General features: G+C 71.3%; 13 protein-coding genes. 3 read left to right on the forward strand and 10 right to left on the reverse strand.

The window, feature by feature from the left end; all coding sequences use genetic code 11:
- The first annotated feature begins 58 nt into the window (after window positions 1-58).
- Both MQE23_RS43455 and MQE23_RS00890 read left to right on the forward strand, forming a co-directional pair.
- Entirely contained in the window at window positions 59-562 is a 504-nt protein-coding gene (locus MQE23_RS43455; RefSeq protein WP_279345187.1) for a dihydrofolate reductase family protein, read from the forward strand.
- Between the two features lie 237 nt (window positions 563-799).
- Window positions 800-1537 (forward strand): transporter substrate-binding domain-containing protein, encoded by a 738-nt coding sequence (locus MQE23_RS00890; protein WP_020269360.1) that lies wholly within the window; start codon window positions 800-802, stop codon window positions 1535-1537.
- Window positions 1538-1599: 62 nt separating this feature from the next.
- Here MQE23_RS00890 and MQE23_RS43460 read toward each other — a convergent pair whose 3' ends face one another.
- Window positions 1600-1806: an SCO3870 family protein gene (locus MQE23_RS43460; protein WP_037666314.1), complete on the reverse strand. Its 207-nt coding sequence runs from the start codon at window positions 1804-1806 to the stop codon at window positions 1600-1602.
- Window positions 1807-2013: 207 nt separating this feature from the next.
- On the opposite strand from MQE23_RS43460, the gene MQE23_RS00895 reads away from it, so the two are divergent.
- Window positions 2014-2427, forward strand: coding sequence for a hypothetical protein (locus MQE23_RS00895; RefSeq protein ID WP_243382417.1), 414 nt, complete (start codon window positions 2014-2016; stop codon window positions 2425-2427).
- A 139-nt stretch (window positions 2428-2566) separates the two neighbouring features.
- Here MQE23_RS00895 and MQE23_RS00900 read toward each other — a convergent pair whose 3' ends face one another.
- The 9 genes from MQE23_RS00900 to MQE23_RS00940 all read right to left on the reverse strand — a co-directional run bounded on the left by MQE23_RS00900 (window position 2567) and on the right by MQE23_RS00940 (window position 26047).
- Window positions 2567-3130, reverse strand: a complete 564-nt coding sequence (locus tag MQE23_RS00900; protein ID WP_020269362.1) for a snapalysin family zinc-dependent metalloprotease — start codon at window positions 3128-3130, stop codon at window positions 2567-2569.
- A 135-nt stretch (window positions 3131-3265) separates the two neighbouring features.
- Entirely contained in the window at window positions 3266-3934 is a 669-nt protein-coding gene (locus MQE23_RS00905) for a hypothetical protein (RefSeq protein ID WP_020269363.1), read from the reverse strand.
- 207 nt (window positions 3935-4141) lie between these two features.
- Window positions 4142-5347 (reverse strand): glycoside hydrolase family 64 protein, encoded by a 1206-nt coding sequence (locus MQE23_RS00910; RefSeq protein WP_020269365.1) that lies wholly within the window; start codon window positions 5345-5347, stop codon window positions 4142-4144.
- Between the two features lie 175 nt (window positions 5348-5522).
- Window positions 5523-12866, reverse strand: a complete 7344-nt coding sequence (locus tag MQE23_RS00915; RefSeq protein ID WP_243382419.1) for a MupA/Atu3671 family FMN-dependent luciferase-like monooxygenase — start codon at window positions 12864-12866, stop codon at window positions 5523-5525.
- 47 nt (window positions 12867-12913) lie between these two features.
- Window positions 12914-16168, reverse strand: a complete 3255-nt coding sequence (locus MQE23_RS00920) for a type I polyketide synthase (protein WP_243377864.1) — start codon at window positions 16166-16168, stop codon at window positions 12914-12916.
- Window positions 16168-17445, reverse strand: a complete 1278-nt coding sequence (locus MQE23_RS00925; protein ID WP_243377865.1) for an MFS transporter — start codon at window positions 17443-17445, stop codon at window positions 16168-16170. Before MQE23_RS00925 ends, MQE23_RS00920 begins: the two co-directional genes overlap by 1 nt.
- A gap of 212 nt (window positions 17446-17657) precedes the next feature.
- Window positions 17658-19841 (reverse strand): beta-L-arabinofuranosidase domain-containing protein, encoded by a 2184-nt coding sequence (locus MQE23_RS00930; RefSeq protein WP_243377866.1) that lies wholly within the window; start codon window positions 19839-19841, stop codon window positions 17658-17660.
- A 15-nt stretch (window positions 19842-19856) separates the two neighbouring features.
- A complete protein-coding gene (locus MQE23_RS00935; protein WP_243377867.1) occupies window positions 19857-24116 on the reverse strand; it encodes an Ig-like domain-containing protein in 4260 nt (1419 codons plus the stop codon).
- On the reverse strand, window positions 24053-26047 hold the full coding sequence (locus tag MQE23_RS00940) for a beta-L-arabinofuranosidase domain-containing protein (protein ID WP_243377868.1): 1995 nt from the start codon (window positions 26045-26047) through the stop codon (window positions 24053-24055). Before MQE23_RS00940 ends, MQE23_RS00935 begins: the two co-directional genes overlap by 64 nt.
- Window positions 26048-26054 lie beyond the last annotated feature (7 nt).

The raw sequence follows: 26054 nt of genomic DNA on the forward strand, positions 1-26054 counted from the left end.
CGGTTCTGACACAGCTTCTTACGCCGCGCCGGACAACCCGGTGGACATGAGCTGGGTGATGCCCTACGCCGTCTCAGACGTCGCCCGCGTCCACCTGACGAGCCTCTGGGAGCCGGCCACGACACGGCCCTGCTCGGTCGGGTCAACGCCGAGGGGTTCCTCGGTTTCTGGCCCACCGTCATCGGCATGGAGGGCGCCGACCCGCGCGAAGAGAGTTTCGCGAAGTGGCTCGTCGACACCGACCAAGGTGGTTCTCTCCTCGACCCTGGACAAGGCGACGTGGGAGCGGACGACGATCGTCGACAAGTCCGCCGCCGAGGTGGTCGGGGACCTGAAAGCAACCGAAGGCGGCGACATTCTCGTGCTCTCCAGCGCGAGCGTCATCAAGGCGCTGCTGGCGGCCGACAAGGTCGACCGGCTGGCGCTCACGATCTTCCCGGTCTTCCTCGGCGGCGGGCCCCGCCTCTTCGACGACGGTCTGCCCGCGGGGCAGTGGACGCTCGTCAGCCAGGCCGCGGGCGAGCACGGACCGCTGGCCGTCGTCTACGACCGGGTCCGCTGAAGCCGGCCGGTCAGCACAGCTGACGATGATGCGGCGGGCTCGGGAGCCGGCGCCCGTCACGTGGCGGGCTCCGGGCATCTCCGCTCGGTCGTCCACCGGCCGCCGTCGGACCGGCCGGGCACGGCAGCAGGACACTTTCGGGGAGGCTTCGTGCATGTCGTCCCTGCTGCCGGCTGCCTGCTGTCGGCAGCCCCTGAACAGAGCCTGGACACCGGTCCGGGAACCTACACTCGCGCCATGATCCTTCCCTCTCTCGCCGCCGACCTCGCGCCCACCGGTGTCCTGCGAGCCTCCATCAACCTCGGCAATCCCGTCCTCGCCCAAGGCACGCCGCAAGCGCCCAGTGGCATCACCGTCGACCTCGCCCGGGAGATCGCGGACCGGCTCGGTGTGCCCGTGGAATTCCTCTGCTTCGACGCCGCGCGCGCCTCGTTCGAGGCGATGGCCGGCGGGCGGGCCGATGTCTGCTTCCTCGCGATCGAGCCCGCCCGTGAGAAGCAAGTCGCCTTCACCGCCCCGTACGTGCTCATCGAGGGCGTGTACGCCGTGCCGCGGGACTCCGACCTGAACACGCCCGAGGACGTCGACGCGCCGGGCATCCGCATCGGCGTGAAAGCCGGATCCGCCTACGACCTCTACCTCACCCGAACCCTGCGCCACGCCACCCTGGTTCGCGGTCACGAGGGTATCGACACCTTCGCCGCGCACCAGCTGGAGGTGGGCGCGGGCATCCGGCAGCCGATGACCGCCTACGCCGAAGCACACCCCGAAGTGCGGCTGATCGAGAAGGAGTTCATGGAGATCCGCCAAGCCGTCGGCACAACCACCACCCGGCGGCCCGAGACCATACGATTCCTGCGCGAGCTGGTCGAGGAGCTCAAGACCGACGGCTTCGTCGCCGCGTCACTGCGCCGCGCGGGCCAGCCCGAAACCCTCGCGGCACCGGCCCTGCCGGAGCACCGTCCAGCCGGGTGAGCACGCCCGGTCGGGCGGGCGCCAGGACTTCAGCCTGGCGCCCGCGCTGGTCCGCGGAGAACTCAGTGTGAGTTCGAGTGCGGCCGACCGTCTCGGACCCACGTCACCACAATCAGAGCCGCGGTGACATACATCAGGACACTGAACGTGGCCACGGACTCCACATACTGCCCGTGACCGTCCGCGCGCAACTGCAACGCGAAGAAACCAAGCACCGTCCCCAGCGCCGCAGTTGCAGCGGCCATCGCAACAAACGGGCCCTTCGTCATCAAAGCTCCCTCCACACCGCGAAAACCGATCAAGACCGACCCTACAAGCACCGTGATCCCACCACCGGAAGCAGTTCGCGAGACCCAACCGCGCAGCAAGTCCCCGTGGGAGTCGGCCCCTTCGGAGGGGTGTAGCCGAACTCAGCGGTCAGCGGTCGATAGTGGCCATGCACACCCGCCTTCGTCCTCAGCGGGCGCGGGGACATCCTGGCCGACAACCACCTCGGGCGCGCCCTCTTCTCCCCCGTCTACGCCGACCCGGCGCGGCCGCCCAACAACGCCCGGTTCGTCTTCCTCGACCCGCAGGCCACCGAGTTCTTCCGGGAGTGGGACAAGGTCGCCGGCGACACGGTCGCCATGCTGCGCGCCGAGGCCGGCCGCGATCTCCACGACCGTCGGCTGATGGACCTGATCGGTGAACTGTCCACCCGTAGCGAGGACTTCCGGCAACTCTGGGCCGCCCACAACGTCCGCATCCACACCACCGGCGTGAAACTTCTCCACCATCCGGTCGTCGGCGACCTCGACCTGCCCTTCGAGACCTTCCCGCTCGGGGACGGCCCAGCCAGTTCCTCCTCACCTACACCGCCGAGCCCGACTCGCCCTCGCAGGACGCCCTGAACCTCCTGTCCAGCTGGGGCGCGGCCAACGACGACATCGAGCGGTCCGCGCCGACCGGCGACTGCGAGCCGGCCGACTCAGCGGAATCGGCCGACTCAGCCGACTCACCCGACTGATCGACGAGCCGGCGGCTGCCGTGTCAGTCCACGATCACCTCGGCAGGCGCCCCCGGGGCCCGCCCGGCGAGCACACCGGCGAAGTTCCCCTCGACCTCCGTCTTCTCCGCCGCGTTCGGATACGGGTTCTTGCACGCGGTGCCCGCGCTGGAACCGGACATCAGGCTCGAGCAGGGTCCGGGCTTGCGGTCAGGCAGGCCCAGGATGTGCCCGAGTTCGTGGGCGGAGATACGGATCGTGTCGTAGCCCTGGTCGACGGCCTGGCGTCCGATGTAGACGGTTCCGTTGCCCAGGGTGGTGGGCAGGGCGCGCGGCCAGCCGTTGTCCGCGAGGACCCGTATGTTCGCGCGTTGCCCCGCGGCGGCCGGCCGGAGCTCGACGGCGTCGACACTCTCGTTCCAGATCGCCGCGCCCCGGTCGACCGCGCTCCTGAACTCCGCGGAGCCGCCGGCGTCGTAGAGGAGGACACGGGCGGCCAGTGGGGCATCCTCCGCGTCGGGGGGAGCGGCCACAGCCTGACCACCCGTCAGGGACAAGGACAGCACCAAGGCAGCGGCCAGGCCGCCGGTCAGCGTGCGGACGTACATGATCGACCTCCTTGTGGGGGAAGGCAGTCGTGCTCATGACATTCTCTGGGGTCACTGCCCGGTGGGGGTTGAGGTGAATCCGTCAATCCCAGTGGCCTCCGGCCGGACTGGCCGGAGGCCGGAGCGCGCTCAGGTTCAGCTACGGGTGAAGAGCTTGTCCTGGGTGGAGCCGGTGGAGCACAGCTTCTTTTCCTCGGGGGTCATCTTGCGGGACTTGACCACGACCGCGCTGTGCTTGCCGTCCGTGCCGTTCGGGGCCGGGCCGGTTACCACGTCGGGGACGAACCAGTAGTAGTGGCCCCACTTGGGGTCGTCGTAGTGGGTCTGCCACGTGCCGGTGATCTGCTGCATCACCTGGGCGCGGGAGATCCAGCCGACTTCTCCGGGCCGCACGTTCACGGTGAAGGAACTCGTCTCGGTGTGCGAGCTCTGCCATGTGTAGTTGTACGTCGCGGTCACGCTGGCCGTGATGATGCCCTCGATGCCTCCGCCCGCCGTGACCGAGCCGCCCACCGAGTGGGAGGAGCCCACCGTGTCGGCCCAGGACATCGACTGGGAGGCGGGCGAGTCGGTGCAGTTGTAGAGGAGTTCGGAGACCTGGCGTGGCTCACCGAGGTACGCCCGGCCGATCTGCGGGGAGTTGAAGGTGCACTTGCCCTCCCCGGACGCGCAGTCAGCCATGATCTGCTCAGCGGTGGGCTGCTCCTCGGCTGCTGCGGGGACGGCCGTCGCGATCACTCCGAGCGCGGTCGCCGTCAACGCCAGCGTGCGGCTGCCGTAGCGCAGTGTGCGGTTCTTCGTCATGGTTGGTGCCTCTCACCCTTGCATGGGGGGACGGTGACCACACCCTCCCTGTTACAGGAGGGTGTTCGGTCACCGCCTGGTGCCCATGAGGCTCACGTAAACCGCAGTCCATCTACACCAAGGAAAAGCAAAGTTGTAATTGATTTCCAGAAATGATGAAGAGTCAACAGAGCGGTCCGAGCCTGGAGTTGGGGAGCGGGACGCGGGTCAGTTGAGGGGGTCGAGGGTGAGGTAGGCCTGGCGCGGGTTCCCGTCGTGGACGAGGGACTCGTGGTGGCCCACGTCGTCGAAGGCGAAGGCATACGCCTTGCCGTCGGCCATCTGGGCGTGGATCTTGCGGGCGTAGTGATTGGTGACGCCGTCCTTGTAGAAGGCATCGGCACTGGAGTCGGGCTGCTGGGAGTTGACCAGCAGGGTGGAGCGGTTGAAGGCGGCGCACAGGGTGCGTGAGATCGGGCCGCGGACCTGGTCGTTCGGCGCGTCGAGCATTCTGTGACAGCCGAAGACGGAGGAGGCGTCCGGCTTCTGGAAGCTGGTGACGGTGGCGCCGGCGCTGTTGGTGAAGTTCATGACGCCCCCGGAGACCCGGCCGTAGTACTTGGTGCCCGGCTGGTCGGCGAACGGTGTGACCGTCAGGGTCGAGGTGGAGTACTTCTGCCAGACGCGGTTGATGTAGTCGTCCATGACGGTGGCCGGCAGTGCGCCGGTCTCCAGGCCGTACAGCGGGGACAGGGCGCGCAGTACGGTGCCGTCGGGACGGGTCTGGATCAGGTTGGCCCAGCCTCCGGGCTGTCCCCTGAGGGCGTTGAAGAAGCCGTTGTAGCCACCGGGCTTCAGGCGGCCGGTGTTCGCGGTGGTTCCGTCGGCTCGCTGCACTCCTACCGCGTACGGTGCCGAGAACATGTCGACCTGTGTGCTGTTGATCCACAGGCCCGCGTCGTTGAGTGTGTACTCCGACCAGTTGAACAGGATGTTCCGGTTGGGGTCGGAGGGGTTCTGTACCGCGGGCTGGACCAGGCCGCCGGTCGTGAGCTTGAACACCAGTTTCTGGCCGTAGGAGAAGTACACGCGGCCGGAGAACTTCGGCATGCGGATCGTGGTCGACTGGCCCGCTGCCGGGCCCGGGATCGATGCGTCGGGGGCGGGAGTCGGTGGATTGCCACCCGCCGGCCAGGGGTGGAACGTGCCGTTGGCGTCGGCCCAGCCCTGCCGTCCGGTCGACAGGTCGGTACCGAGGTTGTAGATGTACACCTGCTCGCCGCGGGCCGAGTTGTTGGTGATCTTCAGGGGGATCGTCGCCGGGACGGCGGCCTGGGCCGGTGTTCCCGCTCCGGTGGCGAGGAAGGAACCGGTCAGGGCTGCGGCGAGGGACAGCCCGACAGCCCTGATACTGCGTCCGAGGGTCCGTAACATGCTCTGTCTCCGTTCGACGAGGGGCCGATCCGGGAAGGGGTGAGAGCGCTCTCAGAGCGTGCCGCGTTGGTCCGGACCTGTCAATGTGCCGGTACGGATGACGAGTTGTGCGTCCCGCGGTCGGCGTCCCCGTCCGTGACGCCGACCGCTCCGGGCGGCGTCACGGACAGGAGCCTCAGTGCCCGGTTGCCCGGCCGGTCTCCTCGCGCAGGAGCTCGACGTAGTCGCGGGCCCAGGCCTCGATCGTGGTGCGGTCCCACAGGTCGGCCGAGTACTCGACGAAGCCCTTCAGTTCGTCGCCGGCCGGGACGAGGCCGAAGGTGAGCGACGTGCGGGACGCGGCGGGGGCCAGGTCCTCCACGGCCGTGGTCAGGCCGGGCAGTTCCACCTCGGCGTCCAGGGAGCTCTGGTACGCGAAGCCGACGTCCAGGCGGTCCGGCACCTCGACGCCCGTGCGCTCCTGCAACGCGGGGGCGATCCGGCGCACCGGCACGGCCCGGTCCATGCACTCCACCGCCGTACGGGCGATGCGGTCCGTCAGGGCGGCGAAGGAACCGGCCGCGCCGCCCCGCACCGGTAGCGCGAAACCGGAGATCGTACAGGCCAGCAGGGATTCGAACGCGCGGCGCTCACGGTTGGCGTAGGAGATGTTGAACACCACGTCGGCCTGCCCGGACTTCCTGGCGAGCAGTCGGCCCAAGGCGGCAGCGGTGACCACGAACGGCGTCGTGCCCCGCTGCCGCGCCAGGCGCTCGACGGCGGAGCGCACCCCCGCGGGCACGGTGAACATCACGGCGCCGCCCCGTCCGCTCGGCTGCTCGGGCCGGGGGCGGTCCACGGGCAGGCCGACGGTGAACGGCACCCCGTCGAGGGCACGCAGCCAGAAGTCCAGCGTGCCTTCGTCGGTGGCCTCGTCGGCCTGTTCCCGCTGCCAGTCGGCGTACTGCGCGGGCTGGCACTGCACCGGCGGCAGAGTGTGGGGTTCGTCCCGCAGAGCGGAGCCGTAGAGCGCGGCCAGTTCCTTCAGCAGCAGGCTGACGGACCATCCGTCGCAGGCGGAATGGTGCAGGACGAGGAGCAGCACCCAGGTGCGCTCGCCGGTGCGCAGCAGGCGCAGGGACATCGGTGTGTCGTGTGTGGGGTCGATCGGTGTTTCGGCGGCCTGGGTGCTCGCCCGGTCCAGGGCTGCTTGCCGCTCGTGCGCGGGGCGTGCGGTGAGGTCCTCCAGCGGCATCTGAACCGGGCCGGGCCGCAGCACCTGCTGCTCCCAGCCGTTGCCGCTGCGGGCCAGGCGGGTCCGCAGTCCCTCGTGTCGTTCGACGAGTCGGGTCAGGGCGGTGCGCAGGGCCGCGATGTCCAGGCTTCCGGAGAGGGTGATCCGCAGGGCGACGTTGAAGACCTGTGGGAGGGGGTGTTCGGCGTGCACCGTGGCGAAGCGGGACTGCTGGGTGGTGGCGGGTGCCCTGTGCTCCACCGTGCCGGGGCCGTCGCCTCCCTCGGCCGCCGGGCTCGGCGTTGCTTGCGCGAGCGTTCCGGCCAGGTGGGTCGTCATGGCCCGCAGCGTCGGCTCCTGGTAGAAGCCCAGCATCGGGTACTCGGTGCCGAACTCCTCCCGGACCCGGTTGACCAGCCGCATCGCGGTGATCGAGTGGCCGCCCAGGTCGAAGAACGAGGTGTCGGCCGTGACGGCGCCGGTGTCGATGCCGAACTCGGAGGCCCACAGGCGTCGCAGCCGTTGTTCGATGTCCGTGCGGTGGCCGGACGCCGGCTCCTCCCCGCCGGTGCCGCCGGGCCTGCGGCCCGGTGCCGTGGTGACGAGGTCGGGCGCCGGCAGCGCGGTGCGGTCCAGCTTGCCGTTGGCCGTCGATGGCAGGGCGGTCGGGATCCGCCAGGCACGCGGCACCAGGTACTCCGGGAGCCGGGCGGCCAGTTCCTCGGCCAGGAGGTCGGCGAGCGCCTGCCGGTCGTCGGCCGCGGCGCCGATCGGGTCGGCGGGGACGGCATAGGCCGCCAGATACGCCTCTCCCCGGTCGTTGCGGCGGGCCAGCACGGCCGCCTCGCGTACGCCGTCCAGGGCGTTGAGCACGCGGGAGACCTCCTCCGGCTCGACGCGGAAGCCACGGATCTTGACCTGGTCGTCGGCCCGGCCGCAGAACTCCAGTCTCCCGTCGCCGTTCCAGCGGACCAGGTCGCCGGTCCGGTACCTGCGGGCGTCCGGGCCGCCGTCGGGGTCCGGCAGGAAACGTTCCTCGGTGAGTTCGGGGCGGTGCAGATAGCCGAGTGCGACGCCGGGGCCGCTGACGTACAACTCCCCCACCGCGCCCACGGGCACCGGGCTGCCGGCGGCGTCGAGCACGCTCAGCGTCACGTTGTCGACCGGGCGCCCCAGCGCGATGGGACGGGCGGGGTCCTGCCTGGCTGCGGTGTCCTGCGGGGACACGGTCTCCGTGGTGCACAGGACGGTGACCTCGGTGGGCCCGTACACGTTCACCGTCTCGTACGGCGCCTCGGGCCGCGGGCGGGTGCGCAGGACGTCGCCGCCGAGCAGCAGGTGACGCAGGGGCGGCTGGTCCGTCGGGGGGAGGCGGAGTACCTGTTCGCCGAGAGCGGTGGGGAGGATGGAGAAGGTGACGCCCTGCTCGGTGTACCAGCGGGCCAGGGCGAGCGGGTCCCTGCGCAGGTCCTCGCCGGCGATCGTGACCGACGCTCCCGCGGTCAGCGCCGGCCAGATCTCCAGGATCGAGGCGTCGAAGCTCTGGCTGCACACGACGGCACTGCGGTCGGCCGGGGTGAAGGCGAAACGCCGGTGCTGCCACTCGCACAGGTCGACCACGCCGCGGTGCGTCAGCTCCACGCCCTTCGGGATGCCGGTGCTGCCCGAGGTGTACAGGACGCAGCAGGCGGACCGGGAATCGGGGGCGGACAGGGTGGCAGGCGGATGGGTGGTGCGGCCGGTCGCGTCGGGCCGGACGACCGTCACGTGCGCGGGCAGGTTCAGCGCCACGGCCTCTTCCTGCGTCGACACCACCGTCCGGGCCCCGGACTCGGCGATGACCTGCCCGGCGCGTGCCCGGCCCAGCACGGGGTCGAGAGGCACATAGGCGCAGCCTGCCTTGAGTGCTGCGAGCATCGCGACGACCAGGTCCGTGGAGCGCGGAAGCCACAGGGCCACCGCGTCGCCGACACCGTCGGCCGTGGGGTGCTGCTCGCGCAGGACCGCGGCCAACTGCCCGGATCGTTCGTCCAGTTCGCGGTAGGTGAGGCGACCGGTGCCGCTGATCACCGCCGTGCTGTCCGGCCGGGTGGCTGCCTGTCGGGCGAACAGAGCGTGGACGGTGGTGTCGGCAGGCGGGCGGGTCGGGCCCTGCTGCCAGGACCGCGGTACGGGCTCCCCTTCGGCGGCGGTCTCGACGGCGGCGGGGGCGAGCCGTGACAGGGGCGCCTCGGGCGATTCGACCGCGGCGGTGAGCAGGTCCCGGAAGGTGCCGAAGAACCCCTCGACGGTGTCCTGGTCGAACAGGTCGGTGTTGTACTCCAGATGGCAGCGGATGCCCTGCGGCTGGTCGGTGAAGTACACGGTGAGGTCCGTCAGCGACTTGTCGGGACCCGCGTCCAGCGGTGTGGCCTCGACGCCCGGCAGGTCGAAACGGAAGGGTTCGGCACGCTGGAACTCGGCGAACGTCTGGAACACCGGCGTCCGGTCGACCGCCCTGGCCGGGGCGAGCTCCCGCACGACCTTCTCGAACGGCACGCGGGCGTGGTCGTAGGCGTCGAGGGCCACCGAGCGCACCCGGTCCAGCAGCGCGGTGAACGCCGGGTCGCCGGACACGTCGAAGCGCAGCGCAAGCGTGTTCACGAAGAAGCCGAGCACGTGCTCGGCCCGCTCGGGCCGGTCCGAGAACGGGGTGCCGACGATGATGTCCGTCTGCCCGGCGATTCTGTGCAGCGTCGCCGCGTACCCGGCGAGCAGCGTCATGAACAGGGTGCTGCGGCGGGTTCGGCTCAACTCACGAAGCCTGCGGGAGAGTTCCGGGTCGAGGGTGCGGAAGACCGCCCGGCCGCTGGAGGTCATCGGAGATGGGCGGGGCCGGTCGGCGGGCAGGGCGAGGACGGGCAGGTCGCCGCCGAGGGCGCGGCGCCAGTACGCCAGGTCCTCATCGGTCTCTGGGCCGGGCACGGACGCCGCCTGTTCCCGCGCGTGCTCGGCGCAGCTCCAGGTGAGGGCAGGGAGGTCGGGGGTGGTGCCGTCGCGCTCGGCCCGGTAAAGAACGGACAGGTCGCGGGCGAGGACGGTCGCGGAGGCCGCGTCGACCACGATGTGGTGCAGGGACAGGACGAGCACGTGCTCCGCCTCCCCGAGCCTGACCAGCCGGGTGACGAACAGCGGGCCTTCCGCCAGGTCGAAGCGGCGTGCGCTCTCGGCCGACAGGACGTCCTGGAGCGTGGTTTTGTGGCTGCCGGAGGCGTCCACGAGCTCGAAGTCGGGGTCGGCGGATGCCCGCACCAGCTGACGCGGCTCACCGCCGGTCTCCCGGAAAACGGTGCGCAGGCCCTCGTGCCGGGCGACGAGGCCGCGTAGTGCCGCGCGCAGGGCCGGTATGTCGAGGGGGCCCTCGAGACGGACGGCCTTGACTTCGTTGTAGGCGGTCCGCCCCGGCAGCAGACGTTCCAGGAACCAGATCCGCTCCTGCCCCGGCAACAGGGGCGCGTCGGTGGAGGTGGGTTCGGTGGTCGCCGGTCGGCGGAAGTGGCGGCGCAGGGCGTCCAGGCGGGGAAGGCCCGCGCGCAGCTCGTCCGGGGCGACACCGAAGTCGACGAGCGCCACGATCTCGTCGGCACCGGCCGCGGTCACCGCGTCCACGACCGGGCGGACGGTGTCCACCGTGCCGATCAGGGCGCGCTGGTCGCAGTAACGGCCGTAGGCACGGCGGAACACCGTCTCCAGGTCGTCCTCGCTGAGTGCGGCCAGATCGACGCTGTGCCCGAGGCTGTTGGTCACGCCGCTGAAGAGGGACAGGGACGCGCGCATGTAGCGGGCCAGTGGTTCGTACGCCTGAGTCCTCGCGGTGTCGTGGTCCTCCGCGAGGTAGGTGTGCAGCAGGACGGCCACCCGGCCGGCATCCGGATCCAGGCCGTGCCGGGCCCGTGCACCCCGGTAGCGGGCGATGTTCTCCCGGAGCTGTTCGACGGTCTGGGTCATCAGGTTGGTGACGATGCCCAGGTCGTGGCGGGCGGCCAGTTCGTACGAGGCGGGGTTGCCGACCACCGCCGTATACATGGGTGGAGCGTCCTGCACCGGCCGCGGGAAGAGTCTCAGGTCGGCCTCGCCGTCGCCGGTGGTGCGGCGCACGGGGTCTCCGCGCCAGAACCTCCGCACCTCCTCCAGCTGTTCGAACATCAGCTCCTTGTGCCGGCCGAAACGGTCGGGGAAGAAGGCGAAGTCCTTGGAGCTCCAGCCACTGGCGACGCCGATGCCGACGCGCCCGCCGGAGAGGTTGTCGACCATCGACCACTCCTCGGCGACCCGGATCGGGTCGTGGAGGGGCAGGACCACCGAGCCGGCGTTCAGGCGGATGCGTTCGGTCTCGCGGGACAGCGCGGCAGCGAGCACCGCCGGGTTGGGGAACAGGCCGCCGAAGGAGTGGAAGTGGCGTTCCGGCATCCACAGTGCGTGAAAACCTTGCCGGTCAGCGAACCGGGCGATCTCCATGAGGAGTTCGTACCGGCTGGGGCCGGATGCCGAGGTGTCCTGCGGGTAGTCGCCGAAGAAGTAGACGCTGAAGTCGGTGGTGGGGTGGACGACTTCCCTGGCGGCGGGTGTCGTGCGGGGCGCGGTGACCGCCGCGGCGTTCCAGGCCATGGAGGCCACGGGTGCGGGCGTCGGTATCGGCGTGGATTCCGACGGCGCCGGTTGCGGTGGCGCGGAGGCGGGCGACGCCGTCGGTGGTGACGTGGCGGCTGCCGGTCGCGGTGGCACGAGCGCGGGCGCGGCGGCGGCCGGTCTTGGCGGCACGGCCTTCGGCAGCACCGGCCGCGCGCCCGGGAAGAACCCCGCCGACCGCAGCTCGCGCAGCGAGGCCCGTACGGCGTCCGCCACGAAGTCGATGTCCCCGTCCGAGTGGGCCGTCGACAGGAAGAAGTTGCGCCACTCCCAGACGTGCACGCCGCGCAGCATCAGGTGGTGGTAGAGGAGCTCCATGTCGGCACGGTGCTCGAAGCGGAACTGGGAGCCGAAGTGGGTCATCCGCAGCGGGAACTCCTCGGCCTCGAAGAAGCCGTTGAGCGTCGCGGCCAGTTCCGCGGTGCGCGCGTTGAGGCGCTCCTGGAGGTGTGGGCTGTGCTCCTTGAGGTGGGTGAGTACGGCGCGGGCGGCGACCATGGACACCGGGTGCTGGATGTACGTACCGCCGAAGAACGTCGTGTCGGCGGGCGGGTAACTGTCGTCGCCGTAGGACCAGTAGCCGCCGTCGACGCCGTCCATGATGTCGGCGCGGCCCGCGATGGCGCCGACGGGGAAGCCGCCGCCGAGGAGCTTGCCGTACGTGGCGAGGTCCGGGGTCACGCCGTACAGGTCCTGCGCACCTCGCAGGGCGGGGCGGAATCCGGTCAGCATCTCGTCGAAGAGCAGCACGATGCCGTGGCGGCGGGTCAGCTCCCGCAACCTGCGGACGAACTGGACCGGTTGCAGCGAGGGGTGTCTGCTCTGCACGGGCTCGACGACGACCGCGGCGATGTCGTCGGCGTGCCGGGCGATCGTCTCAAGGGCGGTGTCGCTGCCGTAGTCGAGGACCAGCAGATCCGCGACGGCGGCCTGCGGGATGCCCCGGGAGACGGGCACGGTGATCTGGTCGGCACCGCTGCCCGAGGCACGGCCCAGGACGTTGTCGGCGTGGCCGTGGTACGCGCCCAGGAACGTGACGATCTTGTCGCGGCCGGTGGCGGCACGGGCCAGGCGGATGGCCGCCGCGTTCGCCTCGGTGCCGGAGTTGGCGAAGGCCACCCGTTCCAGCCCGGTGAGTTCGGCGAGGAGTTCCGCCGCCTCGCCGGTCTCGGCGGTGCGGGGACCGAGCTGGATGCCGCGGGACAGGTGCTCGCGCACGGCCTCGGTGACGAAGTCCGGCTCGTGGCCGAAGAGGAGGACTCCGAAGCCCATGGTGATGTCGACGTACTCGTTGCCGTCGACGTCCTCCAGCCGCGCCCCGCTCGCCCGGCGGCCAGCGATCGGGTACAGCATCTCCTTCGTGCCGCTGCGGAAGCCCACCACGGCACGGCTGTCGGCCAGGACGCGGCGGTAGCGCCGGGCGAGCCGCTTGGAGGTGGGGGTCCTGGCGGTGTAGCGCCGGACGAGGTCGTCCAGGTGCGTCTGCTGGGTGGGCGGGGAGGCCTCCCGCACCATGCCGGAGTTCCTCGCGACCGACACCCGGGGGCCGTGGACGCGGGCCGGTTCCGGGGACCGCCGCTCCGGGTCGGGGGCGCCGGCGCCGATCTGCTCCGCGATCCGCTGGGAGAGTTCCTCCATCGCCGCCAGGTCACGGTCCAGTGCGGCGGATATGCCGTTCAGGCCGCTCACTTGGCCACCTTGCCGTTGAGCCGATCCGTCACCGAGGCGGTCTGGAGCGCGAGCAGCTGGGAGAGCTGGGACATCATCTGGAGCTGTATCCGGGACATCTGCTGGATCTTGTCGGCCAGGTCTTCCAGCTCCTCTCGGGTCGCGTACTCGGGAGCCGGGGCTCCGGCGGCCGGGGCGACCATGGGGCCGGGCTCGGTGGCGGTGGGTAGTTGCGGTGCGGCAGGCTCCGGCTCCGGCGCCCCGGGCCGCTCCCCCGCCCCTTCCGCCGCGCCCGTCCCGGCCTCCGGCATGCGGGCCACGATGAACTCCGCGAGCCGCCGCGGTGTGCCCGTCTCCTCCAGCAGCTGCCGCATCGTCACCTTGACCTGGTGCTCCTGTTCCAGCTCCCGCAGCACGCTGATCATTTGCAGCGAGTCGGCGCCGAGGTCGAAGAAGTTCGCGTCGCCGGCGATCACCGACGGATCCTCGCCGAGATGCCGGGCGGTCGCCTCGACGATGCTGCGCAGTACCCGTGCGACCGCTGCTTCTTGCTGAACCACTTCGGCTCCCTTGCTCGCTGGTGTTCCCGTGCTGAGGGCCGTCGGCTCCGGCCCCGTCCAGTGGTCCTGGTGCTGGAATCGGTAGCCGGGCAGCGGGATGCGTCTGCCGCCGCTGCCGGCCAGGAGCGTCTCCCAGACGACGTCCGCTCCCGCGCAGTGCAGTCCCGCGACCGCGCCCCAGAGTGCGCCCAGCCCGGTGCCGCGTCGCAGGGACGGCAGCGCTCGTACACCGCGCAGCGCACGGCGCGCCAGGCCGCTGAGGGTGGTGTGCGGCCCGATCTCCAGCAGTACGTCGGGCTGCTCGGCGCCGATGCCGCGCAACGCCTCGTCGAAACGGACGGGTTCGCGGGTGTGCCGGAGGAAGTGGTCCGGGCCGGGAATCCAGCCGGGCGGGCGGGTCGCACCGTCCAGGGCGCTGACGAACGGGATCCGGACAGGCCGGACATCCACATCGTCGAGGACCTTCCGGAACTCCTCCAGCATCGGTTCCATCGAGGCGGTGTGGAAGGCGCGGGTCACCGGCAGCCGCTGCCCCGGTGTGCCGCGGTCGTCCAGCAGGGCACAGGCCCGCTCGACGGCCGCCACGGGGCCGGCGAGCACCTGGGCACGGTCCCCGTTGGTCACGGCCGCCTCCAGTCCGGGGACCTCGGCGGCCAGGGCGAGCGCGGTCGCCCGGTCGAGCGGCGCGGCCACCATCGCGCCCGGCGCGCAGCGCTGCTGCATCAGCCGGCCGCGTTCGGTGGTCAGGCGCAGACCGTCCTCCAGTGACAGGGCCCCGGCGGCGTACAGGGCGGCGTACTCTCCGACGCTGTGCGCGGTCACCGCGTGCGGTGCGACGCCGCAGTCGCGCCACAGCCGGACGAGGGCGCATTGCAGGGCGAACAGCGCGGGCTGCTCGGTGTCCGTGCCTCCGAGTGGCGCCTCCCCCGAGTCATCCGTACACAGCGCCGCGAGCAGGGAGTCGCCGGTGAGGTCGCGGTAGTGCTGTGCGCAGGCGTCGAGCACGTCGCGTACCGCGGGGAAACGCGCGTAGAGGCCGGCGGCCGTGCCGGGATGGTGGCTGCCCTGGCCGGTGAACTGGAACGCCACGCGCGGGGCCCCCTCCCCGGGTGCCGTCCCCGTGGTCACCGCCGCTGCGGTGGTTCCGGCGAGCCAGGCGTCGAGGGCGTCGGCGAGGGCGGCCGGGTTGGAGCCGCGGGCCGCGAGGCGGTGGCGGCCGTGGATGCGGCCGAGGGCGGCGGTGGTGACGAGGTCCGACGGGTGCGGTGCCGGTGGCTGCCGTAACCGGTCCCGGAAGGCCCGGGCGTTGTCCGCGAGGGCCTGGGAGCTGCTTCCGGAGACGAGCAGTACGTCGGGAGGCGCGGCCGAGCAGGTCCTGGGCGCGAGTTCCGGGGCCTGCTCCATGATCAGATGGACGTTGGTGCCGCCGACGCCGAGTGAGGTCAGGCCCGCGCGGCGGGGTAGGTCGCTCTCCGGCCAGGGCCGGGCGGTCCGGGGGATGTAGAAGGGGCTGCGGTCGAGGTCGATGAGGGGGTTGGGCTCGCTGAAGTTCGCCATCGGCGGGATCACGCCGTGGCGCAGGACCAGGAGGGTCTTGACGAGGCCGGCCAGTCCGGAGGCGGCGTCGAGGTGACCGATGTTGGCCTTGGCCGAGCCGAGGGCGCAGTATCCGTCGCGGTCGGTGTCCTCACGGTAGGCGCCGGCCGCGCCTTCGAACTCGATCGGGTCGCCCTTGAGCGTGCCGGTGCCGTGCGTCTCCAGATAGCCGATGGTGTCCGCGCCGACGTCCGCGCGTCGCAGCGCCTGGCGGATGGCGGCGTGCTGACCCCGGGCGCTGGGAGCGGTGAAGGCCGACTTGTCCGCGCCGTCGTTGCTGATGCCCCAGCCGCGGATGACGCCGTGGATGGTGTCGCCGTCGGCGACCGCCCGGGCCAGCCGCTTCAGGACGACGGCCAGGACGCCGGTGCCTCCCACGGTGCCGTCGGCGCCGGCGTCGAAGGCGCGCAGGCGGCCGGACCTGGACAGGATCGAGCCCTTGACGTGGCGGTAGCCCAGGACTTGCGGCACGTGGACGGCGGTGGCGCCGACGAGGGCGATGTCGCAGTCGCCCATGAGGAGTGACTGGGCTGCCGTCAGCACACCGACCAGGGAACTGGAGCAGCCTGTCTGGAGGTTGACGGCGGGGCCGGTCAGGCCCAGCCGGTAGGCGACGCGGGTGGCGGCGAAGTCGGCGTAGTTGCCGACGGTCATCTGCATGCCCTGTGCCCAGTCGGAGGCGGGGTGGCTGGGCAGGACGTTGTTGAGCAGGTAGTTCTGGAAGGTGTACAGGTGGTATCCGGTGCTGGCGTAGACGCCGACGCGGGTGCCGCCGCGTTCGTCGGGGTAGCCGGCGTTCTCCAGGGCGTGCTGGGCGCACTCCAGGAACATGCGTTGCTGGGGGTCGGTGAGCCGGGCCTCGCGGGGGCTCATCGCGAAGTGCTGGGCGTCGAAGCCGGCGATGTCGTCCAGCAGGCCGGAGGCGCCGACGAAGTCCTCCGCCTGGTACTCCTCGGCGGGGACACCGGCGGCGGCGAGTTCCTCGTCGGTGAAGCGGGTGATGCAGTCGGTCCCCTCCCGGATGATCCGCCAGAAGTCCTCGGGCGTGTCGGCGCCGGGCAGCCGGATGGCCATGCCGATGACGGCCATCCGCGGGTCCGGGTCGCTGGTGCTCATCAGCCGCGTCCCTCCGTCATGGTCGATGTGTCGCGGGCGGGTTCTTCCGCGGGCGGGGCGGGCGGTGTCCTGCCCCGGCTGACCAGCCACAGGAGCAGGGCCGCGCACAGGGCGATCGCGAGTCCGTGGAAGGCGGCCACCACCTGGAGCGGCGAGAAGGTCTCCAGGAGGGCGCCGCTGACGAGCATGCCGAGTCCGAAGCCGGTGTTCTCGGCCGAGGCGCTGAGCCCGAAGAGGCGGCCGCGCTGGTCGTCGGGGGCGGTCTGGAGCCTCGACACGTAGACGATCTCGGTGAATCCGTCGGCGGCTCCGGCGACGAGCGCGGCGATGACGGCGGGCACGGTGGGCAGGCCGCAGAAGACGACGATGAACCCGGCCGACATCACACAGGCGCCGAGCGCGAACGCCCGCTCCCCCGGTGTCCGCCCGGTCTTCTTGGTGATCCGGCCGATCACCTGCTGGGCGACGATGGTGCCGATGGCCCAGGTGGCCCAGAACTGGCTGATGAATGTGGCCGGGTGATCCGGGTCCAGGCCGCTGGAGTAGATGGGGAGGGCGACGTTGTGGGAGGACGAGCCCAGCCCGTCGACCGCCCGGACGGCGATCATCGCCATCAGCAGCGGCGCGGTGCCGAGCAGCATCCGGACCGTCCGGGGCGCGGTGCCGGAGACCTTCGCCGAACCGGAGCCGGAGCCGGAGGCACCGTCCGCCGCGTCGCCGGCCGCCCTGGTGCGGACGGGAAGCAGGGACAGCACGGTCGCGGAGACCAGGAAGGTCCCGGCGTCCAGCGCGAACGCCGCGGAGTAGCCGAGCTGCGCGACCACCACGCCCGAGGAGGCGAACCCGGCGATCATGGCGAGCGAACGCCCGGTCACCAGCAGCCCGTTGGCCCGGACCCGGTGCTCGGCACCGACGATCTCGGGGATGCTGCTGCGCAGGGCCACCTGTGACAGCGTCGAGCAGCCGCCCGTGACCACGGCCAGGACGTACAGCAGCCCGGGGCGCGTGCCCTCGGGGGCGAGCAGCAGCGACAGCAGGGCCACGGCCTGGCACAGGTCGGCGCCGACCATCAGGCGCTTGCGGTCGTGGACCGAGACGAGCCGCCCGCTCACCCAGCCCGACACGACACTGGTCGCCAGCCGCACGGCCATGAAGAGGCCGGCGGCCAGCGCGCTGCCGGTGGCGTCGTAGACGAAGACGTTCAGCGCCACCATGTTCAGGTAACTGCCGTACGCCGAGATGCCGTTGCCCAGGACGAGCAGACGGAAGTACCTCATGCACCTTCCCCTGGTCTGCATGAAGGGTGTGACTGGAGTACGACCGGTATCCCCTTGCCCCCCAAGACGCCGCCCGTCGGCGGCCATTGGTCCGCAACCCAAGCAGACCCGGACTGGCGCGTTCAAGACTCCGAGAGTGGTCTAGACGACTTTCAGTCCGGATTTGGCGATTTCGGAGCGCTCGGGAGCGGACCTGACCCGTTGACCGGCGCTCAGCGTCGCAGGTCCGCCCGGTTCGCCGCCGCGATCACGCGGTCGTGTTCGGAGCGGGTGAACAGGTTCTCGGACAGCCAGCGGCGCGCGAGGGAGCGTACGGCGCGGACGAAGTGCACGGCGTTGGGGAAGGGGGCCTGCTGCCAGAGGACGTCGAGGAAGGTCCGGCCGTCGTCGCGGGTGCGGTTCGGCACGCCCGAGTCCGAGGTGCCGAACACGATCACGGGTTCGGAGCGTGTGAAGTAGGCGTGGTAGGGGGCGTCGTCGCCGATGTGGAAGGGGGCGAGGGTCAGGTTGTGCGTGGTGAAGTGCAGGGGGCGGTTCGTGGGTTTGATCGCGTCGGCCAGGTCGCCGCGGAGGGTGAAGTCCTTGTAGAAGGAGAAGGTGCGGAACCGCTGTTCCGGGCTCTGGGCGGTCAGCAGGAGCGGGCCGTAGAACAGTGACTGGACGGCCGGGTCGTCCAGGGCGCGTTCGATACGCAGGCGGTAGGGCGTCGAGATGCGGACGCGGTCGCCTCGGCGCCAGTTCCTGTTCAGGGTGAGGTAGGTGCCGGGTTCGGCTTCGGCCGGGTGCGGGGCTCCGTTGACGGAGACGGTGGCGCCTGCCGTGGCCCAGGACGGGATGCGGAGTTTCAGGGCGAGCCGGCCGCCGCCCTCGCGGAACGTCAGGGTGCGGACGCCCTCGGCCGGGTAGTCGCTGGTCTGCTCGATGACGAGGCCACGTTCCGGCCAGCGCAGGGTGGAGGCCAGGTAGAGGTTGACGTAGAGGGCGTTGCCGTCGGCGGAGCGGAAGTAGACAGAGTCCTGGTACTTGGTGTGGTTCTCCATGCCGGTTCCGCCGCAGCAGGTGCCGGTGTTGCCGAACTGGCGGTGTACGCCGGGGCCCATGCCGACGAAGTAGGTGACCTCGGGGCTGTCGGTACTGGGGGCGTCCCGGCGGGAGGCGAGGATGTGGTTGGTCAGGCCCCGCTCGTAGTAGTCCATGTAGGCGGGGTCGGGGTCGTGGAAGAAGAGCTGCCGGCTCAGCTTGAGCATGTTGTACGTCGCGCAGGTCTCGGCGTTCTTGTCGTCGAGGGTGGCCGCGATGGCGCCGCGGGCGCGGAACATCTCGCCCTGTCCGGTGCCGCCCAGGGCGTACGTGCGGGGGCCCGCGACCATGCCCCAGAAGTTGCGGGCCGCGGCGGCGTACTGTGCCTCCCCTGTGTGGTCGAACAGGCGGAGGTAGCCGGTGAACTGCGGGATGTGCTGGTTGGCGTGTCTGCTCTCCAGGATGTCGCGGTCCTCGGCGCAGGCCCTCAGCAGCGTGGTGTTGTCGAAGCAGCGGGCGGCGGCGAGGTGTTCCTCCCGGCCGGTGAGGGCGTACAGGTCCGTCATGACCTCGTTCATGCCGCCGTACTCACCGGCGATGTAGATCGACCACATGCGCTCCAGCTGGGCTTTGGGGAGGTGGCCCAGCCGGCTGTGCACCCAGTCGCCCATCTTCGCGGCGATGGTCAGCGCCTGTGGGTTGCCGGCCAAGGTGTGGGCGTCCAGGAGGCCGCGCATGATCTTGTGGCAGGTGTAGTACGGCGCCCAGATCGTGGGGTACGTCGTGTAGCTCTCCAGGAGGATGAACTGGGTCTCCGGGTAAGCCGCCAGGTAGCCGGGGTGGCTGGGCTTCGGGGAGCCGTGTTCGGCGAGGGCCTGCTGGCATTCGCCGAGGGCCGTGACGAGGTAGTCGAGCTTGGTTTTGAGCGCGGCCTCGCGTGTGTCGGCGTACGCCTGGGAGACGAGGGTGAGGAAGTGGCCGCCGTAGTGGCCGCGCAGGTTGCCGTCGGCCGTCTCCCAGCCGCCCGGCGGCCGTGCGCCGCGTGTGTCGAGCCCGGCGTTGGCGCGGAAGACCGCCAGGATGCGGTCGGCCGGGTACGCCCGGGCGTAGTCGAGCATCAGGTCGCGCTTGGCGCGGAAGACCCCTCCGCCGAGGCTGACCTCGTGCAGGGCGAAGGGCCGCACCGGCCAGCGGGGCCGGGCGGGCAGCGCTCCCCCGGCGATCCCCGCGGCCTCGGCGACTCCGGCGGCCTCGGAGGTGGAGGTGGCCGGGGCGGCGTGGGCGGCTCGGGCCAGGGGCCCGGAAGCGATGAGCGGGGTGGCCGCGGCACCGGCGGTCAGGCTCAGCACGCGGCGTCGGGTGGGTGGCTGGGACATGGCGCACTCCGATCGTCATCGGTCGTCAGCGGGCGGGCGAAGCCCCTCCGGTTCGTGCGGACCTCCAGGTCGTGCGGGCGGCGTCACGGTGACCGTGGCCGTGGCGCGGTGCGAGGTGTCCGGCACCGTTCCCCCGACCTCGAAGGTTCCGGGGCCGGCGTACTGGTCCGGATCCACCGGGTCCCAGATCACCTTGATCCGGCTGTCCTTGGAGCCGTCGTTGTAGGTGGCGACCACCGTGGCGGGAAGCGCGGGAGGCGTGCCCGGGCGGGTGGTGACGCGTTCCTCGGCGACGCTGGTGATCTCCACCGCGCCGGTGTGCCGTACCCACACGGTGGCGGTGACCGGCTGCGCGGTGCGGTCTGCGAGGCCGGTGATCGTCACACTGGTGCCGCCCTCGGCGACCTGGTCCTCGGTCAGGGCCGGCCAGGCCACGGGCGAGCCCGCCGTGGAACCGTCGGCGTACACCAGCGTCACCTGCCCGGGCAGGTCGGGGACGGTGCCGCGCAGGGTGGGGATGTGGGTCGCGCGTACCGACTCCGGTGTCTCCGCGTAGACCTTCCACTCCTGCACGCCGAGGGCGAGGTTCGGATGGCCGGTGAGCTTCGCCCGCAGCGCGGTCGTGGTGACCGGCGTGAAGGTGGTCCGGTTGTAGCGGTCCTCCGCGGTGCCGTAGCCGCTGGAGCCGGGGACCTCGCGCCAGGTGTCGCCGTCGCGGTACTCGATGACCCAGGACGCGGGCACGCCCACGCCGTCGGCCGCACCGGGCTGCGCGTCGCGGAAGAAGTACAGGTCGGATCCGGCCACGCGGACCGGGTCGTCCCAGGTGTACTGGACCCACTGGGTCTCCTTCTGCGGCCAGCTGCCCCAGCGCGGGGCGTCGGAGGACGAGGCGGGTTCACGGCCGTCGTTGATCGCGTTCACCGACTCCCAGCCGGAGGTGTAGGACGCGGTGGGGGTCGCGGACGGTGCCAGGTTCACCTGACCGTCGCCGGGCTTCTCGACCTTCACCACGACCCGCTTCGTCGACGTCGACGCGCTGTCGTCGGCGGTGAGTTCGAGGGTGTACGTGCCTGCCTCGGTGAAGCGGGCCACGGTGCTGGGGGCACGCGGGTCGTCGAAGATGACGGCGGCGCCGTCCGGACCGTCGGCCGCCTTCCAGGAGGCGGAGAGGGTGCGCTGCGGCAGTCCGTCGTCCTCGACGATGCCGGTGAGCCTCACCTGACCCGGGCGGGTGTACGTCGTGTCCCGCCAGGCCTCGACGTGGGGAGGCCGGTTGCGGGCCGCCGGCGGGCGCGTGCCGGTGTCGTAGGCCTGGATCTCCTTCAGGCCGCTGGTGTGGCCGTCGCGGTGGCGCAGCAGCACCCGCAGCTTGGCCGTGGTCACCTGCTCGAAGGCCACCTGGTTGAGGTTGGCGCGCGGATACGGCGGTGACTTGGCGGGGCCGGTCACGTCCTGCCACCGGCCGTTCCCGTCCTGGTACTGCACGGTGTAGAGGGCCGGTTCTGCGTATCCGCCGGGCCGTTTGTCGCTGTAGAAGTGGAGCCGGACGTCGTCGACCGTGCGCGGGCGGCCGAAGTCGAGTTCGTACCAGTCCTCGGCGTTGCCGGAGCCGCGGGCGCCCCAGTAGGGCTCGTTGACGGTGAAGCCGTCGACGGCACCGGCCACGCCGTGACCGTCGGCCTCGTGGGAGGCGCGGGCGGTGGCGTCGGCGGCGAGGTTGGCCCCGGCCCTGCCGGTGAGGTCGCGGCCGGCCTTGGCGAACAGGTCGGTGACGCGGTCCTTCGGGCTGTAGGTGACGTCCTGCGGGTCCGCGACCGCCGTACGCAGGTTGGTGGTCTTCGCCTTGGCTCCTCCTCCGTCGGGGAAGGTGACTTCGCGGGTGGCGGGGTCGTAGACGAGGTGGGCGAGGCGGTCGGCGGTGAAGGCGAGCTTTCCGTCGAGGTAGACGGAGTAGCCCTCGGGGACCTGTCGGCCGTACGGCTGTTTCCCGTCGCCCGGTTCGTCCCACACGACGGCGACGTCCGTGCCGCGGTAGTTGATGTCGGTGACCGCGAAGTGCGGCCAGTCGACGTCGATCGGCCACAGCTCGATCTTCCGGTCGGTGCGCGGCCGGAAGCCCATCGCGTCCTCGATGACCGTCCAGTTGGTGGTGCCGAGGATGGTGTGGTGGATCCAGGAGCGGTAGCCGATCTTCTGCGGGTCGGCGCTGCCGTCGGCCCAGAACTCGTTCTGGTCGGGCCACCGGTTGTCGCCGTCGATGTAGTGGGCCCAGGCGTTCCAGGACAGCAGTTTCTTGTACCAGGTGCTGTCGATGTACTTGTTCGGGTACTTCCGCAGCACCGAGGAGAGGAACCGGAAGGTGACGGTGGAGTTGATGACGGAGAAGTTGTTGCTCCCCGGGTGCCCCAGCTCCGCCGCCTCCGCCTTGTCCGCCTGGTTGGCCGTGAAGAACGGGAAGACGGGGTACTGCTTCGCGTCCGCCCACAGGCGCAGCGCTTCGAGGTACTGCGGGTCCTCGTCCGGGGTGGGCATCAGGCCCACGCTGTACGGGTAGTAGTTGTTGATCTCCTTCCAGGGCACCAGGGTGTCGCTGTCGACGTGCCGGTGCTTGAGCAGCTTGTCCTTCGGGTCCCAGAGGTGTTCGAGGACGGCCTTGCGCACGCGGTTCGCCGTCGCGCGCATCTCGTCGGCCTTCGCCTTCTCGCCGAGGAGTTCGTACGCGCGGGCCGCCGCTGTCGCGTTGCTGTGGACGTACGCGGATTCGGCGCGGTCCAGGTTGCCGGGTTTCCAGTCGAACGACACCGCGTCGGCGTCGTTGCCGGTCATGGCGCCCCAGTCGTACTCGATCAGGCCGTTGCCGTCCTCGTCGTAGGCGGCCAACTGGCCGCGGACGTCCTGCTCCGCGTAGCGCGCGAGGTTGCGCACGATGCCGTCGGGGCCGCCGTGCACCTGGTAGGAGCGCCAGGCCGCCTCGGAGATGTACTGGGTGTAGCTGTTGGACCAGTTCTCCGGGTCGCCCGGGTTGTCGGTGTACTTGCCGTTCTTCGAGACCTCCCCGGCGGACACCCACGGGCCGTAGGAGTAGGCCGGGTCGCGCAGGTACTTGAGGTCGTCGACGAACATGCCGACCGTCAGGGCGATCGCGTTGTTGTAGCCGAGCACGCCCTCCATGGAGGTGGGGAACTGGTAGTCGTTGCCCGGGATGTCGGCGTCGAGGTAGTTGTAACGCAGCAGCCACCAGCGGTAGTACAGCGTCTTCTCGATGTTGTCGTCGGGGACGTCGAGGTACGGCACGTTCTCGGCCCACCAGCGGTTGTACGTCTGCACGTGCCGGCGGAAGGCCGCGGCCGGGGAGGCGGTGCGCACCGCGTCGTACGCGGGCCGGGAGCCGGTGATCTCCTCCGTGACGAAGCCGAGTTGGACCTTGGTGGTGGCGGTCCGGCCCGCGGGCAGGGTCAGGGCGCGCGTCAGGGACTCGTCCTCGGGGGTGAAGCCGTCACCGCTGAGGCGGGGGAAGACGGTCGTGAGGTTGTTCTTCGCGGGTACCGTGCCGGTGAGCTCCCGGCCCTCGGCGGTCGTCGCGTACGGGGACGTGGCGCGCAGCCGGACCTCGCGGGGCTGCGACCCCGTATTGGTGAGAGCCAGGTTCGTGACGGCCACGTTGGCCTCGGTGATGAACTTGGTCTGGGTCACCTTCAGGCCGGTGGCCTCGTGCGTGAACTCGCTGCGCCAGTAGCTGGGCGTCTGGGTGCGGGCGCCGGTGTTCTCCCGGAGGGTGAGGTTCTCGCCGTCGGCGTTCAGGGTGAGGGTGTACGCGGAGCGGTTGTCGATGCTCTCCCAGTAGGCGACCTTGCCGGCGAACCCGAGCCTCGCGGGCTCGTGTTCCTTCATGAACACCGCGCGTCCCCGGGTGAACAGCCAGTCGCCTGCCGGGTCCTGGCCCTTGCGGGCCAGCATCCGGTCCATCCAGAAGTCGGTGCCGTCCCCCGCCTTCCGGTCGGCCTCGTACTGGGCGCGCAGGGTGCGGTGGACGGTGAAGCCGGCCGGGAGCGCGGGCACGGGGTCGTCCGTGCCGGAGTAGACCGGGTAGCCGATCGCCGAGTTGTCCGCCGCGGCCGGGGTGGTCGCGGCGATCGGGGCCAGCAGGCCAAGGGCCAGCGCTGCGGCCAGGGCGCCGCGGTGGTGCCGTCTTCGCGGGTCGGGCACGACTACCTCCGGGTGGGCGTGGTCGAGGGCGGGGGCGAGGTCGGGGACTGGGTGGTCGGCAGCCACACGCGCATGGTCGAGGGGCCGCGGTTCGCCCAGGAGTGGTAGGGGACGAGGGTGATCCCCGCGGGGTCGGCCGTCGGTGCGGTGGCTCGGCCGAGCGGGTGGTACGGCCATGCGGTGTCATGCGGGTCGGCGGGTGTGCCGAGTTCGCCGGGGGCGACGACCGTGCCGTCCGGGCCGTCCTCGGGTTCGGCGGACGGGTCCACGCGGAGCGCGTCGACGTCGTGTCCGTCCGGCAGGTCGGCGGACTCGGCGCAGTAGACGAGGGGGCCGCGCTCGACGGCCACGGTGCCGCGGATCGCGTCGATGCGTTGGTCGGACCGGATCCAGCGCGGGGCGACCGGCAGTTCGAGGCGTATCTCGTCGCCGGGCCGGAAGATCCGGGTGAGCCGCGCCGTGCCCGGGGCGACCGTGCGGCGCTGCCCGTCCGGGTCGATCAGCCAGGCGGTCGCGCCCGCCGTCCACGCGGGTACGCGCAGGGACAGCGTCCACGGGCGGGCCGGGGAGCGGCTGATCCGCACGGCGACGGTCCCGCCGGACGGGTAGTCGGTACGGACCCTCAGTGCCACGCCCTGCCCGTCGGCCAGGGTGGTGGCGAGCTCCGCGTCGGCGTACTGGTGCAGCTGGACGCCGTCGTCGTCCGCGGTCGCCAGGTACGCGGGCAGCTGGGCGAGGGTGCGCGCCACGTTGGTCGGGCAGCACGACACGGCGAACCAGGGGGCGCGCAGGCCCGAGTCGGCGCGCGGGCTGACGCGGTCCGCTGGGGGCATGATGCCGCGGTGGCGGCGGTGCAGGGTGTTGGCGTAGAAGAAGGCCCGGCCGTCCTCGGACGGGGACGTCGCGATCACGTTGAACAGGGTCCGCTCGGCCAGGTCCGCGAAGCGCGGTTCGCCGGTGGCGAGCAGCAGCCGCCAGGCGAGCAGCACCGAGGCGACGCCGGCGCAGGTCTCCGAGTAGGCGCGGTCCGGTGGCAGGACGAAGTCGTCGCCGAAGGACTCGTCGCGGTGGTGCGAGCCCATCCCGCCGGTCAGATAGGTGCGCCGGGCGACCGTGGCCTCCCACTGCCGTACGACGGCGGCGAGCAGGGCGTCGTCGCCGGTCTCCACGGCCACGTCGACGGCGCCGGCCGCGAGGTAGAGGGCGCGGACGGCGTGGCCGCGCAGGACGCCGGCCCTGCGGACGGGCACGTCGTCCTGGTAGTAGGCGCGGCCGAACTCGATGTCGGCGAGGGTGCCGTGGCCGCGCCGGTCGAGGAACAGTGCGGCCTGGTCGAGGTAGCGCTGCTCCCCCGTCAGCCGGGCGAGTTCCACGAGGGCCGTCTCGATCTCCGGGTGTCCGCAGATGCCCGGGTTCCCGCCCGGGCCGAAGGCGGCGCAGATGTGGTCGGCGGCCCGGCGGGCGATCTTCGTCAGTTCGTCCTCGCCCCGGGCACGGGCCTGGGCGACTCCTGCCTGGATGAGGTGCCCATGACAGTAGAGTTCGTGGCCCCATTCGAGGTCGCTGTAGCGGGGCTGCTGTCCGGGGCGGCCGAAGGCGGTGTTCAGGTAGCCGTCCGGGTCCTGTGCGGGGGCGATGACGTCGGTGAGGGCGGCGGCATCCCCGTCGTACGCGGCGCCCTCCCACGCCATGGCTTCGAGCAGCTTGTAGATCTCGGAGTCGGCGAACTCCCGGCCGCGCCGGTCCCGGCGGATCCGGCCCTCGGCGGCGGCCCGGAAGTTGCCGGCCCAGCCCTCGCGTTCCATCCAGTCCCGGCAGTGCCCGAGCGTCGCGGTCGCGTTGGTGTGGCGGCGCCGGGCCCAGAAACCCCCGGTGATCCTGACTTCGTCGAGGCCGAGCGGGCGCAGTCGGCCCCGGGTCGGCGCCACGGGCAGGACGGGCGAGTGTGCCGTGTTCCCCTTCACCGGTTCATGCCTTCGGTACGTCCCTTCGGTCATGGTCGGA

Origin of the sequence: Streptomyces sp. HP-A2021 (genome assembly GCF_022807935.1) — a bacterium.
GTDB classification, from domain to species: domain Bacteria; phylum Actinomycetota; class Actinomycetes; order Streptomycetales; family Streptomycetaceae; genus Streptomyces; species Streptomyces afghaniensis.

Coding starts and splice junctions, on each gene's coding strand:
- MQE23_RS00940 (WP_243377868.1), bottom strand. CDS start 26,047: ATGACCGAAGGGACGTACCGAAGGCATGAACCGGTGAAGGGGAACACG.
- MQE23_RS00930 (WP_243377866.1), bottom strand. CDS start 19,841: ATGTCCCAGCCACCCACCCGACGCCGCGTGCTGAGCCTGACCGCCGGT.
- MQE23_RS00905 (WP_020269363.1), bottom strand. CDS start 3,934: ATGACGAAGAACCGCACACTGCGCTACGGCAGCCGCACGCTGGCGTTG.
- MQE23_RS00915 (WP_243382419.1), bottom strand. CDS start 12,866: ATGGAGGAACTCTCCCAGCGGATCGCGGAGCAGATCGGCGCCGGCGCC.
- MQE23_RS00910 (WP_020269365.1), bottom strand. CDS start 5,347: ATGTTACGGACCCTCGGACGCAGTATCAGGGCTGTCGGGCTGTCCCTC.
- MQE23_RS00900 (WP_020269362.1), bottom strand. CDS start 3,130: ATGTACGTCCGCACGCTGACCGGCGGCCTGGCCGCTGCCTTGGTGCTG.
- MQE23_RS00890 (WP_020269360.1), top strand. CDS start 800: ATGATCCTTCCCTCTCTCGCCGCCGACCTCGCGCCCACCGGTGTCCTG.
- MQE23_RS43455 (WP_279345187.1), top strand. CDS start 59: ATGCCCTACGCCGTCTCAGACGTCGCCCGCGTCCACCTGACGAGCCTC.
- MQE23_RS00920 (WP_243377864.1), bottom strand. CDS start 16,168: ATGAGCACCAGCGACCCGGACCCGCGGATGGCCGTCATCGGCATGGCC.
- MQE23_RS00925 (WP_243377865.1), bottom strand. CDS start 17,445: ATGAGGTACTTCCGTCTGCTCGTCCTGGGCAACGGCATCTCGGCGTAC.
- MQE23_RS43460 (WP_037666314.1), bottom strand. CDS start 1,806: ATGACGAAGGGCCCGTTTGTTGCGATGGCCGCTGCAACTGCGGCGCTG.